11 protein-coding genes are annotated in these 12331 nt (G+C 63.8%); 4 read left to right on the forward strand and 7 right to left on the reverse strand.

Features of this window, described 5'->3' with window-relative positions; translation table 11 throughout:
• Window positions 1-346: 346 nt before the first annotated feature.
• Window positions 347-622 (reverse strand): hypothetical protein, encoded by a 276-nt coding sequence (locus BX591_RS17500; protein WP_111932646.1) that lies wholly within the window; start codon window positions 620-622, stop codon window positions 347-349.
• A 316-nt stretch (window positions 623-938) separates the two neighbouring features.
• Here BX591_RS17500 and BX591_RS36130 point away from each other — a divergent pair, with 316 nt between their 5' ends.
• On the forward strand, window positions 939-1220 hold the full coding sequence (locus BX591_RS36130) for a hypothetical protein (RefSeq protein WP_146749782.1): 282 nt from the start codon (window positions 939-941) through the stop codon (window positions 1218-1220).
• Window positions 1221-1674: 454 nt separating this feature from the next.
• The gene (locus tag BX591_RS17505; RefSeq protein WP_111932647.1) at window positions 1675-3261 is read left to right on the forward strand and encodes a Na+/H+ antiporter; all 1587 of its coding nucleotides are present in this window, start codon (window positions 1675-1677) and stop codon (window positions 3259-3261) included.
• A gap of 56 nt (window positions 3262-3317) precedes the next feature.
• On the opposite strand, the gene BX591_RS17510 is transcribed toward BX591_RS17505, so the two are convergent.
• Entirely contained in the window at window positions 3318-3611 is a 294-nt protein-coding gene (locus tag BX591_RS17510; RefSeq protein ID WP_111932648.1) for a hypothetical protein, read from the reverse strand.
• A gap of 457 nt (window positions 3612-4068) precedes the next feature.
• Between BX591_RS17510 and BX591_RS17515 the strand changes: the two genes are divergently transcribed.
• Together BX591_RS17515 and BX591_RS17520 are read left to right on the forward strand one after the other, a co-directional pair.
• Window positions 4069-5031 (forward strand): GlxA family transcriptional regulator, encoded by a 963-nt coding sequence (locus BX591_RS17515; RefSeq protein WP_111932649.1) that lies wholly within the window; start codon window positions 4069-4071, stop codon window positions 5029-5031.
• Window positions 5032-5147: 116 nt separating this feature from the next.
• Window positions 5148-5906, forward strand: a complete 759-nt coding sequence (locus BX591_RS17520; protein ID WP_111932650.1) for an SDR family oxidoreductase — start codon at window positions 5148-5150, stop codon at window positions 5904-5906.
• 94 nt (window positions 5907-6000) lie between these two features.
• On the opposite strand, the gene BX591_RS17525 is transcribed toward BX591_RS17520, so the two are convergent.
• The 5 genes from BX591_RS17525 to BX591_RS17545 all read right to left on the reverse strand — a co-directional run bounded on the left by BX591_RS17525 (window position 6001) and on the right by BX591_RS17545 (window position 12113).
• The gene (locus tag BX591_RS17525) at window positions 6001-6747 is read right to left on the reverse strand and encodes a winged helix-turn-helix domain-containing protein (RefSeq protein ID WP_035560694.1); all 747 of its coding nucleotides are present in this window, start codon (window positions 6745-6747) and stop codon (window positions 6001-6003) included.
• A gap of 491 nt (window positions 6748-7238) precedes the next feature.
• A complete protein-coding gene (locus BX591_RS17530; RefSeq protein WP_111932651.1) occupies window positions 7239-8147 on the reverse strand; it encodes an NAD(P)-dependent oxidoreductase in 909 nt (302 codons plus the stop codon).
• Entirely contained in the window at window positions 8144-9871 is a 1728-nt protein-coding gene (gene ilvD / locus BX591_RS17535; RefSeq protein WP_111932652.1) for a dihydroxy-acid dehydratase, read from the reverse strand. Before ilvD ends, BX591_RS17530 begins: the two co-directional genes overlap by 4 nt.
• A 105-nt stretch (window positions 9872-9976) precedes the next feature.
• Window positions 9977-10756: an SDR family NAD(P)-dependent oxidoreductase gene (locus tag BX591_RS17540; protein WP_111932653.1), complete on the reverse strand. Its 780-nt coding sequence runs from the start codon at window positions 10754-10756 to the stop codon at window positions 9977-9979.
• Window positions 10757-10766: 10 nt separating this feature from the next.
• Window positions 10767-12113 carry an MFS transporter gene (locus BX591_RS17545; RefSeq protein WP_111932654.1) on the reverse strand — a complete coding sequence of 449 codons (1347 nt, stop codon included), beginning with the start codon at window positions 12111-12113 and terminating at the stop codon, window positions 10767-10769.
• Window positions 12114-12331: the final 218 nt, after the last annotated feature.

The raw sequence follows: 12331 nt of genomic DNA on the forward strand, positions 1-12331 counted from the left end.
CTGAGAGGCCACAGTACGTTTCTTTTTCATGATCGGCATATCCATGATATTCATCCTTCATGATATGCCTCGCCCACAAAATCACGGATAGGTCCGCGCCCGCGGGTAGCGTGTCCAAGACTCCGAACATTCACCTCCAGTTGTCCACAGAATTTGTTGGCAAGGCTGTGGACAACACCCCCGAAATGGCGCCAAGCCATTGACGCAAATACGCTTGTGCTAATCGATGCGTCGGTTGGCCTGTGGTGATCTGCTTCGGCCTCCCTAATTCGCCTGGACAACGTATTGCCGCCCTCCCGATGAGCGCTTGACGCGTCCACTGAATGTTGCCGCGACTTAGTAATTCTCAGTCTTGGCGGTCAGCTCCCCGCCTACGTTCTTTCTTCTTGGGCTGCGTCATCACCAGACCTTCCGGCGCAAGGTCTGGGTAAGCTCTCCACAGCGGCTCAAGAAGAAGGTATAGCCCTCCAGCGATCTTCCCTGCCTCAGATCGAAACCCATCGAATTCATCTTTTGAACACCGCGCCTGAATTATCCGCGTCGCGTTTTCGACCGATAGGTACGCGTCCATCAGATTCTTGCTGACTTCTGACGCGACGTGTTTGTCGATTTCCTTGTCCATCGTGCTCTACCTAGCAGTCCATCGCACGTCACGTTGAAATCACCGACGCTTAACAACTCCGCCGGCGAGCCCCCACGCCAGAACCTGGCGATTCACTCCTCGCACTCTTCGGCGCCCCCTCCGTTCCGAAATTTCCCTATTTAATTATCGAAGTTCCCCGATAGCGCCTTGGCATGGCGTGGGAGGACGATCAGTCTCGCGCTGCTATAGCTCGCCCCGGCAACGCACCGGCGTTTGAGCGTGTATCAAAGCGGCCGCCATCATTCATTCGTGTGGCGCAGTCGCCGACCAGAAGTCGGATAACCGAACTGTTCCCATGCTCTCTTTCAACGATATTCTGATTTTCATGCGTGAGCGAGCTGCAAAGCGTCAAGAGCTGCGTCTTGCTGGCGAGGTGAATCGCAGCAATATCACGGCGCTTGAGCCCGTTATTCCCAGAACTGGGGCTACCGATACGCGTAAGCCAGGGAGACGCTCGATACTGGTACGAAAATATCTGGGACCCGTATTGGCACAGTCTGGCGACTACCGAGCAGGACAAGTTCATGCGCGACAAGCAACCGTCGCCGGAATGGGAGGAGGCGTTGCGCTGGCGTGAACCAACTGCTCCGTGACAGAAGTCGTAGGGGACGGTTTTTTCAGTAGTCCACTCGCCATGTCGAGCAAACAAAGACCGTACGAGGACGAAACTTGTCCACGTAAATTGTTCGCAAACCTGTGGAGAACCTTCGGACATCAAAACCAAGTGCTTGACCCTACAGAACTTTCGCCTTGCGGTTCATGCATAAGCAACACGCGTCGTTGCACCGTCGGCGACGCTCAAACACGTCTCCTGTCAGCTCATCTCCACTAACCGCGTTTCCGATTGCCTAGTTATCCCCACATTTTGTCCATAAGCCTGTGGACAACCTGGGCACATCCCACCCAACTCATTGACGCAACAAACCAATCCCCCGCCGGTTCCCCCACAGGCACAGGCACAGGCAAAGCCCCAAGCCCCCGCCCGCCCCTGTGATAAAAAGTAACTCCCCCGCCACCTATCGAGACCGCGCATGTCTTCCGTCATGGGCTTCAAACTCGTCCTGCTGTCGCTCGTCGCGATCATCGGTCTCGAACTGCTCGCCAAACGGCTGCGTCTGCCGCCCGCCGCCGCGCTGCTGGTCGGCGGCGCTGCGATGGCCTTCGTGCCCGGATTACCGACCTTCAATCTCGATCCCGAGCTGATCCTGATCGTGTTCCTGCCGCCGCTTCTCATGGACGGCGCGTACTTCTCGGTATGGGACGAGTTCAAACGCAACCTCGGCGGCATCCTGCTGCTCGCGATCGGTGCGGTCGCCTTCACCACGCTCGCGGTCGGCCTGGTGGTGCACTGGGTCGTGCCCGCGTTGCCGTGGGGCGCCTGTTTCGCGTTGGGCGCGGTCGTCTCGCCGCCCGACGCCGTCGCCGCGAAAGCCGTGCTCGAACGCGTCGCGCTGCCGCGCCGCCTGATGGTGCTGCTCGAAGGCGAGAGTCTCCTCAATGACGCCGCCGGCATCGTGCTATTCCGCTTCGCCGTGGCGGCCGCGCTGACCGGCACGTTCAGCGCACAACACGCGGCGGGACGTTTCGCCCTGCTGGCGCTCGGCGGCGTCGCCGTCGGCGTGGCGATCGGCTTTGTCGTCGTGCGGCTGTTGCGGTTTCTCGACGACAGCTACCTCATCATCACCGCATCGATACTCTCTCCGTGGATCAGCTACATTGCCGGCGACATGCTGGGCGTGTCCGGTGTCATCGCGACCGTGAGCTGCGGCATGATGCTCGGCTGGTATCAGCACGAGGTCTTCTCGGCCGCCGTCCGGATGCGCGGCACGGCCTTCTGGCAGGTCGTGATCTTTCTGATGGAAGCACTGGTCTTCATTCTGATCGGCCTCTCGCTGCGCGGTGTGATCGCGCGGCTGGGCGGCGTCGGCGACACGCTCACCGCGCTGGCGCCCGCAGTCGGCGCGGTGCTGGCGGCGGTCGTACTATCGCGTTTCGTGTGGGTCTTCACGACGGAATGGCTGAAGGCACTGATCTGCAAGTGGGCAAGGCGCGAAGGCGCCACACCCGACTGGCGCTCGGCAACGGTCACCAGTTGGGCCGGCATGCGGGGCGTGGTCACGCTGGCGATCGCACTGTCGCTGCCTGAAGCCATGCCCGGCCGCGATCTGATTCTGGTCGCGTCCTTCGCGGTCATTCTCGTGACGGTGTTAGGTCAAGGCACAACGATCGGACCACTGATCCACTGGATCAATCCGGATCACGCGGACGAACAGAACGCCCGCCATCTGACCGAACCGCAAGCGTGGGCCAGGCTCGAAGCGGCGCAACTCGCCGCCGTTCTACCGCTCGCGCATGGGCCAGATGGCAGCGTGATTCATCCCAGGCTGCTGGAGCAGTACACCTATCGCGCCAGCATGACCGAGGCGTATCAAAGCGAAGCCGCCTACCCGTCGGACGTCCGCGCCGCACACTACGACGTCGTATTGGCGGCGGTCGCGGCAGCGCGCGTCGAATTGTTGCGTCTGCACCGAACGGGGCAGATTCACGACGAACTTCTGAGCGTTCTCGAGCACGATCTGGATCTGCAGGAAATCGCCGCGACACACGGCAAAGGATGACCGATGCGTGCGAGGCATCTTCGCCACGCGCGCACCGGGAAGCGCTTCGTTGACGGTCAGTGACCCTTGAAGATATCGAGCAGTTGGCTTTGCATCTGCATCATGTCGTGGGTATGTTTCATCTCCATCTGGGCCACGTTGTCCTGATACTCCATTTCCATCTGCATCATTTTTTGCTGAATGCCGATGGCTTGCGTGCGCTGCTCAGGCGTCAGCTTGTCCATCATCATGCTGTAGTTCGGCGGCATCAGATACATGCCGGCGTGACCAATGCCCTGCGCTTGTGCGGAACCCGCGGCAAAGGCAAGCGGCAACAGGCAGCACACCATGGCGGCTCGGATCGATTTCATGTCATCTCCAGTTTCAGGCCGGTGGCCACGCTTCGATAGCGGGACACGCAGCGACGTTCAAACGCCTGGACGCACCGGGCAGCGGTCGATCCACTACCCATGCCATACCCGGCAACGCAACATCCGGGGCTGGCCGCCATGCACGATCGTCCGGATGTTTCGTGGACTTAGTCGCCACCGCTGACTGAAAATGACGTACTTCGCAAAAAATTATTCGAAGGATGCTTCAGCGACGCGACGCCGCTCAGCTCGCGGCATCCTTCCGACGCAACGACTCAGGTAGGCCTTAGCTGAATGCGGAAATGAGTGCGATGTCTTCGCTGGAATACGCACCATGCGGACGCGTGCGCGTGCACGGACGTGACCTGCTGGCATCAGTCGAATTACACTCTGCCCAACGCATCACGCTGACCGCCGCGGCTGGCGGATGCCGTCCATCGTCAAAGGAAGTCTTTCGATGTCTACCGTCGCGATCGCGATCTTTCCCGGCGTCCAGGCGCTCGACGTCGCCGGGCCCGTCGACGTGTTCTCCGAAGCCAACCGCTTCGTTGCTCCGTCCGCACGCTACGAGGTCAAGCTGATCAGCGCCGAGGCGGCGCCGCTGCGCGCGTCCAACGGCATGACGCTCGTTGCCGATACAACCTTCGGCGAGGCGCGCCGCCCATTCGATCTGGCGTTGATCGCAGGCGGCCCGGCGCTGCCGGACAGCGAGGCGTTAGACGACCGCTTGCTGGACTGGCTGACGAACGTCGCCGCGCAATGCGACCGTTACGGGTCGATCTGCACCGGCGCATTCGCGCTGGGCCACGCAGGCTTGCTCGACGAATGCAACGTCACCACGCACTGGCAGCACGCCGCGCAACTGGCGGCACGGTTTCCGAAGGCGCGTGTCGACTTCGACCGCATCTATCTGCGCGATGGCCCGCTCGTCACGTCGGCGGGCGTGACGGCCGGCATCGATCTGTCGCTCGCGCTGGTCGCCGAAGATCACGGTCCGCACACCGCGCTGGCCGTCGCCAAACGTCTGGTGGTGTTCGCGCAGCGCCAGGGCGGCCAGTCGCAATTCAGTCCGTATCTCACCGCCCCGGCCGACGAAACCTCGCCGGTCGCCAAGGTCCAGGCGCACGTCATGGAGCGGATTCGCGAAAGCTTCACGGTGAAGCAACTGGCGGATGTCGCGGGCATGAGCGCACGCAACTTCGCACGCGTGTTCGTGCAGGAGACACAGGTCACGCCGCACGAATTCGTCGAACGTGCGCGTGTGGACGCGGCGCGCAAACTGCTCGAAAGCAGCGGCACGGCGCTCAAGACGATCGCTTACGACTGCGGCTTCGGCACCGCCGACCGGATGCGGATCGTCTTCACCAAGCGCATCGGCGCGACGCCGATGCAGTATCGCGAGCGCTTCCGTTCGAGTTGAAAGTTGAGCGGTGAGCGCATCGCTCAAACCCGGCGCCGAAGCCGCGCCGCTCGGCACGCATGCAACCCGCGTGAGAAAATAGCGAGCTCCCCAAGCCACCGATCCCAAGGAACGACATGACTCCCTCTTCTCCGATTCGCGCGATCGTCACCGGCCACACACGCGGTCTGGGCGCCGCGCTCGCCGAGCAACTGCTCGCGCGCGACGTCGCGGTGCTGGGCCTGTCCCGCTCGCGTCACGCCACGCTCAAGGCGCGTTTTACCACGCAGATCGAAGAAATCGAACTGACGTTGGACGACCCCGCGCGGGTCGCGCAATGGATCGCGACCGACGCGCTGCATGCGTTTCTCAAGGGCGCGCAAACGGTGCTGCTGATCAATAACGCGGGCATGGTGCAGCCCATCGGACCGATCGAAGGCCAGGATCCCACGGCGATTGCCAGCGCGGTGAGCCTGAACGTCGCCACGCCGCTGTTGCTGGCGAGCGCGCTCGCCGCCGCCAGCCCCGACGCCGCCGACCGGCGCATCGTCCATATCTCGAGCGGCGCGGCACGCAATGCGTATCCGGGCTGGAGCATCTACTGCGCGACCAAAGCCGCGCTCGATCATCACGCGCGCGCCGTCGCGCTCGACGCGAATCGCGCACTGCGCATCTGCAGCCTGGCGCCGGGCGTGATCGACACGAATATGCAGGCGGAAATTCGCGGCAGCGGCGCCGAGCAGTTCCCGCTGCGCGAAAAATTCGAAGACCTCAAGCGCAACGGCCAGCTTGCGACGCCTGAACAATGCGCCACCCAGTTGCTCGATTACGCACTCGGCGAGCGTTTCGCCGAAACGCCGGTGGCCGACATTCGCGAGATCGCGAAGCCGGTTTGACGCGCACCGCCGGCGCTCCCGAAAACACTCACCTTTGAGCGGATTCGGGCAAATCGGGCACTAACGCCGCGGAATCGCGGACCCAACATCCGCTTCACACGCCGGGCGCGACCATCGCGCCGCGCTCGGCCGCACCGATCTCGCCGTGCGGCACGAACACATAGCCGCGTCCCCACACCGTCTGCACGTAACGCGGTTCGGAAGGATCCATCTCGATCAGTCGACGCAAGCGCCAGATCGACACGTCGAGACTGCGCCCTTGATGCACCACACTGCTGCCGCGTAGTTGCTCGTTGAGTTGCACGCGCGTGAGCACGGTCATGGCGTGATTGACGAAGATTTTCAGCAACGCGAACTCGGAACTGCGCAGCGCGAAGCGCTCGTTATCGCGATGCAACTCGCGCGCCGAAAAGTTCAGCTCGCAGCGGCCGAAGCGATAAGGCGGCCGCGTTTCCGGCGCGCCTGGCGCGAGCGCGCCGCGCCGTCGTAGCAACACGCGGATACGGGCGAGCAGTTCGGCGGGATCGGCGGGCTTGCTCATGAAATCGTCGGCGCCCAGTTCGAGACCGATCACGCGATCGATCGCCTTGCTGCCCGCCGACAGCAGAATCACCGGCACGTCGTTACCGCTCAGGCGCAGGTCGCGTAACACCGCCAGTCCGTCGCCATGCGGCGCGGAGATGTCGAGCACCAGCAACGCCGGCCGCTCCATCTCGACCACGTGCTTGAGACCGACGACCGGTGGCCGTGCGGATACCCCGCAGCCTTGCCCGCGCAACGATGCGCCCACCACGGCTGTCAAGCCGGCATCGGCGCCAACGAAAAGAATATGCTGACTCATCCAACTGATTCCAGGAGACGATCGTTTTTCAGAGACAGGGCCCGGCTTGCAGGTATAGCGAAGCCGCAGACTTTGTCGTCCGCGTCGCCATCTTCCCTGTATGCGGCTCATCTCAAAGCGCGGAACAGCCCCCAAGGTTGGCAATTTCTTTCCAACTCTTTCAATCTGGAACGTGATATGGGATTACGCGAGCGCGCGCGTCAATGTGCAAGACAGGCTCCCGAAAAACCTCACCTTTGATGCGAAGCGACCGGGGCCAGGCGCAAGGTGGGCTTGTCCTGCTCCCGAAAACCCTCACCTTTCGAGCTTGGGGGCAGGGCGCAAAGGCATGCTGGGCGTGGCGCGGGAGGTGTCGAACCGGCTACTCCCGCAAACCCTCACCTTTAGAGGTGCCGGGGTAATTTGCATACCCAGGTAAGAAACCGTGGCGGCAGCGAATGTTAGCGGCCACCAGGTGCGTCGGCATGAGCCACGGCCCATACCGCTTTCGTTCACGCTTCACTCATGGGCGGCTTGAGCAGAACGCGGACGATCTGCGAAATATCTTCGTCGCCGAGTCCTTGCTCCACCGCTTCCTGCAATAGCTTGCGCACTTCGCCGACGGCGCGCAGCGGCGCACGCGACTCGCGCGCCAATTCGGCAACCGCGTCGAGGTCCTTCAACATGGTCCTGATCGTGCCCGACGGGTTCGACGGCGGCGTCAGCATGCGCGGCAGCAAGGTTTGCAGCAGCACCGAATCGGCCCAACCGCCTGCCAACGCGGCGGGCATCGACGCGGCGTCGATGCCCGCGCGTTGCGCGAGCACGCAGGCTTCGGCAATACCCGCAATGGTCGTCACGACGATCGCCTGGTTGGCGAGTTTGGTCGCTTGTCCGGCACCGCTCGCCCCCATGTGCGTCACACGCGACGCATAAGCACGCAACAGCGGCTCGACGGCAGCGATCTCCGGCGCACCGCCACCGCACATGATCGCGAGCGTGCCCGCAGCAGCGCCTGCCGTACCGCCCGACACGGGCGCATCGATCCACGCAGCGCCGGTCCTCTCATGCCAGCGCTGCGCGAAGTGTCGCGCCTGGCTGGGTGCGAGGGTCGAGTGGTCGATCAGAAAACGCGGCGCGTGAAGCGCCCGCGCGAGTCCTTCAGCGCCGAACACGACGTCTTCGACGGCGTCGGCATCGCCGAGGCACAGCATCACCACGTCGCTGTGCGCGGCCAACAGCATGGGCGAGTCGTCGACTACCGCGCCATGCGCCTCAAGCTGCGCCAACTTCGCCGCCGAGCGGTTCCACACGCGCAACGCATGCCCGGCCGCGAGCAACCGCCAGGCCATCGGCTCGCCCATCTTGCCGATTCCGCAGAAGCCGACGCGCGGCGTCTCAGGCAAATCGCCATGACTCATACCTCATCCTCGCCGATGGACGCCTCGTACGGCCACTCGACCGCGCCCGAATGGGTCACCGCGCCGAGATTCGCCGGCCGCACCAGCGCTTCGTATTTTTCCAGCACACCGCCCAGACGCCCTCGCGTGAACGGCACCGCCTCCGCGCTACGGCGCGCGAGTTCCGCTTCGCTCAGCTCGACGTCGAGCGTGCCCTTGTGCGCGTCGATATGAATCCGGTCGCCGTCTTTCAGCAAACGAATCGGGCCGCCCGCCGCGGCCTCCGGTCCGACGTAGCCGATACACATGCCGCGCGTCGCGCCCGAAAAACGACCGTCGGTCAGCAACGCGACTTTCTCGCCCATGCCCTGCCCGTAGATCGCTGCCGTCACGCTGAGCATCTCGCGCATGCCGGGACCGCCCTTCGGCCCTTCGTTACGGATCACCAGCACGTCGCCTTCACGATAGGTGCGCTTCGAGACGACCGACATGCACGCTTCTTCGGTTTCGAACACGCGCGCGGTGCCGCTGAAGACGAGTGATTTCAACCCGGCGGTCTTCAGACAGGCACCGTCAGGCGCGAGGTTACCGCGCAGCACAACCAGCCCCGCGTTCTCACTCAACGGTTCGTTATGCGCGCGTACGACGCGACCATCCGGACCCGCGAATGCCTTCAACGCGACGTCGAGCGTTTCGCCGCTTTGCGTCAGCGTATCGCCGTGCAGATAACCGCCGGCAAGCAACGCGTTCAACACGGCCGGCACGCCGCCGACGTGATACAGATCGAGCGCGAGATAGCGGCCGCCCGGTTGCAGATCGCCGATCAACGGTGTGCGCGCCAGCACCTCGGAAACGTCGTCGAGCGTAAAGCGAATACCTGCTTCATGCGCGATCGCCGGAATATGCAGCGCGGCATTGGTCGAGCCACCGGTCGCCGCGACCGCGGCGCATGCGTTCTCCAGGCTCTTGCGCGTGACCAGATCGCGCGGCAGCGGACCACCGTGCTTCAGCGTGTTCATCACCGTTTCGCCGGCGCGGCGCGCAATCGCAATGCGCTCGCTATACACGGCCGGCACCATCGCCGAACCGAGCGGTGCGAGACCGAGTGTTTCGGCCACCATCGCCATGGTGTTCGCGGTGAACTGGCCCGGACACGAACCGGCGCCCGGCGTGCAGCGCTTTTCGATGCCGCGCAGCGTGTCGAGCGATATGTCGCCGCGTTGCGCCGCGCCGACGGCTTCGATCGCGGTCAGGATCGTGGCCTGTGTGCCGTCCGGCGCGATGCCCGGCAACATCGCGCCACCGAACAGAAATACGCCCGGCACGTTCACCCGCACCATGCCCATCAGAATGCCGGGCAGCGTCTTGTCGCAACCGGCCACGCCGACGAAAGCGTCATAGCAATGCGCGCGTACGAACACCTCGACGCTGTCCGCAATGATCTCTCGCGACACGAGGCTAAAGCGCATGCCGGAATGATTCATGGAGGTGCCGTCCGACACCGAAATCGCCGATCCGCGAATCGGCACGCCGCCGCCCGCTGCAACGCCGAGCCGCACGTTGTCGGAGACCGCGGCGAGCGACATCGAGCACGGGGTGTTTTCGCCGAACGTATCGACGATCGCGACGAACGGTTTCTCGATCGCGGCGTCGTCCATACCGGTCGCACGCAGGAACGCGCGATGCGGCGTGCGCGTGATGCCTTCGGTCACGGTACGCGAGCGGTGTTTGTGGAGATTGCTCATGGTGGGTCCTATGCGTGGTTTGGGCGGTGTTGCGGTGGGTTAGGCCGTCGTCGCTTCAAGCGGCTTCAGGCAGCCTCGAGCGGTTCCAAGCGACTTCAGCCGGTGTCACCCGTTCAACAGCAAGCCGTTCTCCGCCGCGATCACCTGGCCGGTCATCGCCGGTGCATGCGCGACGATGAACCATGCGAGGTCCGCGATCTCGCCGGGCTGCGACACGCGCTTGAGCGGCGCGACCTCGGTCATGCTGTCGACGATCTTCGCGTAGGCCGCTTCACCGAGCACGCGGCGCGGCAAGCCGTCGTCCACCATGCCCGGGGCCAACGCATTCACGCGAATGTGGGGCGCGAGATTGCGGGCCAACGAGAGCGTCAGCGTGTTGACGGCGCCCTTCGACGCCGCATAGGCAATGGAAGACCCCGTGCCGTTCAGCGAGGCCAGCGACGAGATATTGATCACCGAGGTGCTGTGCGACGACGTCGACGATTCGCGCAGCACGGGCACCGCGGCGCGCGTCATCTGAAACATGCCGATCAGGTTCACCCGATACACGCGCTCGAACTCCATGTCGTCGACGGCAGCGAGATCGCCGTGCGGGATAAAACGCGTGGTCCCCGCGCAGTTGATCAGCGCATCGATGCGCTGCCAACGCTTCGCCACCGTGTCGACGGCCTTCACGCAGTCGGCGTCGGCACCCACGTCGGCGTCGAAGATCAGCGTTTCGGCGCCGAGCCTCCGGCATTGCGCTTCGACGGCCAGGGCGGCGCCGCGCGTGCTGTCGTCGAAATTGCCCAGCGCCACCGCCCAGCCGGCGCCCGCGAAGCGCAACGCGGTCGCCGCGCCGATCCCGGTCGCCGCGCCGGTCACCATACAAACCTGCTGCGTCATCCTGCTCCCCTCATGCTGACTTGCGCGCGGCCGGCATGGCCAGCACGATCACCGCTGCCAGCACCAGCGCGCAGGCGAGCACGATCATGCCGGGCAGCAAGGTGCCGGTCGCGTCTTTCAGAAATCCAATGACATACGGGCTCACGAAGCCCGCCAGATTGCCGGTGCAATTGATCACCGCGATCGCCGCCGCCGCGCCCACGCCGCCCATTAGCGCGGTCGGAATGCCCCAGAACACCGGCGCGATCGAATTGATGCCGATGGCCGCGACCACCAGTGCCGCCATCGAAAGCCACACGTGCTGGCCGAGCAGCACCGACGCCAGCATGCCGGCCGCGCCGAGCACCGCGCACACCGCAACGTGAATGCGCCGCTCGTCGTGTTTGTCGGCGTGGCGTGCGATCAGAATCATGGCGACCGCGCTGATCAGCGACGGCAGCGCCGATAGCAAGCCGATATTCGCCACGCTGACGACGCCACTGGCGCGGATCATCGTCGGCAGCCAGAACACGAGGCCGTAGTTGCCCATCGCAATGCAGAAGTACAGCAGACCGAGCAGCCACACTTTCGGGTTGGTGAACGCGCCGCGCACCGTTTGATGCGCGCGGGTCTGCGCATCGGCGTCGAGATCGCGCGCGAGCAAGGCCTTCTCGTCTTTCGACAGCCAGCTCACCGACTCGATACGATCGTGCAGCACGAAGAACGCCACGATGCCGACCACGAGCGAGGCAATCCCTTCGATCAGGAACAACCACTTCCAGCCGGCCAATCCCTGCACGCCCGCCAGTTGCTGCATGATCCAGCCCGACACCGGACCGCCGATCGCACCCGACACCGGAATCGCCGCCATGAAGAGCGCAATAATCTGCGAGCGCCGGTTCGACGGGAACCAGGTGGACAGGTACAGCACGATGCCGGGAAAGAAGCCGGCTTCGGCCACGCCGAGCAGAAAGCGCAAGACGTAAAACGACGTGGCGCCGCTCGCGAACATGGTCAGACACGACACGATCGACCACGTCACCATGATTCGTGCGATCCAGATCCGCGCGCCGACGCGATGCAGGATCAGGTTGCTCGGCACCTCGAAGATGAAATAGCCGAGAAAGAAAATGCCCGCGCCCGCGCCATACACGGTTTCGCTCAACGAGAGATCGGTGAGCATCTGCAATTTGGCGAAGCTCACGTTCACGCGATCGATATACGCGACGATGAACGCGAGAAACAGAAACGGCACGATGCGCCACGCAAGCTTGCGGTAGAGCGCCGCGCGTTCGGCGGATTCGACGGGTTCGCCGGTGCCGCCGGTTTCTGCTGGCGAAGCGGGCCGTGCGGCGCCGCCGTAGAGGGGGGTGCTCATGCTTGTCTCCTTCCGCGCGCTTGGTGGCGCGCTGTGGTCGCGGCGTGCGGTGCATGAGCGACTCCGGTTATACCCTGAGTCATGCGGTCGAGGCGTAGCTGCTATGCTCGACTCACTCGCTTCACGCCCAACCGTCCTGCCGATAGTGAAGCGTAGCCGCGTTACGCACTGCGCTGCAAATCACTGTTTCGGCGCAGGTCATTACCGTTTAGTTATGT

This window comes from Paraburkholderia bryophila, from assembly GCF_003269035.1.
GTDB lineage: Bacteria > Pseudomonadota > Gammaproteobacteria > Burkholderiales > Burkholderiaceae > Paraburkholderia > Paraburkholderia bryophila.

What these genes read in the sequence shown, in the direction of transcription:
- BX591_RS17500 (WP_111932646.1), bottom strand. Translation starts at nt 622, where the DNA reads ATGGACAAGGAAATCGACAAACACGTCGCGTCAGAAGTCAGCAAGAAT.
- BX591_RS36130 (WP_146749782.1), top strand. Translation starts at nt 939, where the DNA reads ATGCTCTCTTTCAACGATATTCTGATTTTCATGCGTGAGCGAGCTGCA.
- BX591_RS17505 (WP_111932647.1), top strand. Translation starts at nt 1,675, where the DNA reads ATGTCTTCCGTCATGGGCTTCAAACTCGTCCTGCTGTCGCTCGTCGCG.
- BX591_RS17510 (WP_111932648.1), bottom strand. Translation starts at nt 3,611, where the DNA reads ATGAAATCGATCCGAGCCGCCATGGTGTGCTGCCTGTTGCCGCTTGCC.
- BX591_RS17515 (WP_111932649.1), top strand. Translation starts at nt 4,069, where the DNA reads ATGTCTACCGTCGCGATCGCGATCTTTCCCGGCGTCCAGGCGCTCGAC.
- BX591_RS17520 (WP_111932650.1), top strand. Translation starts at nt 5,148, where the DNA reads ATGACTCCCTCTTCTCCGATTCGCGCGATCGTCACCGGCCACACACGC.
- BX591_RS17525 (WP_035560694.1), bottom strand. Translation starts at nt 6,747, where the DNA reads ATGAGTCAGCATATTCTTTTCGTTGGCGCCGATGCCGGCTTGACAGCC.
- BX591_RS17530 (WP_111932651.1), bottom strand. Translation starts at nt 8,147, where the DNA reads ATGAGTCATGGCGATTTGCCTGAGACGCCGCGCGTCGGCTTCTGCGGA.
- ilvD (WP_111932652.1), bottom strand. Translation starts at nt 9,871, where the DNA reads ATGAGCAATCTCCACAAACACCGCTCGCGTACCGTGACCGAAGGCATC.
- BX591_RS17540 (WP_111932653.1), bottom strand. Translation starts at nt 10,756, where the DNA reads ATGACGCAGCAGGTTTGTATGGTGACCGGCGCGGCGACCGGGATCGGC.
- BX591_RS17545 (WP_111932654.1), bottom strand. Translation starts at nt 12,113, where the DNA reads ATGAGCACCCCCCTCTACGGCGGCGCCGCACGGCCCGCTTCGCCAGCA.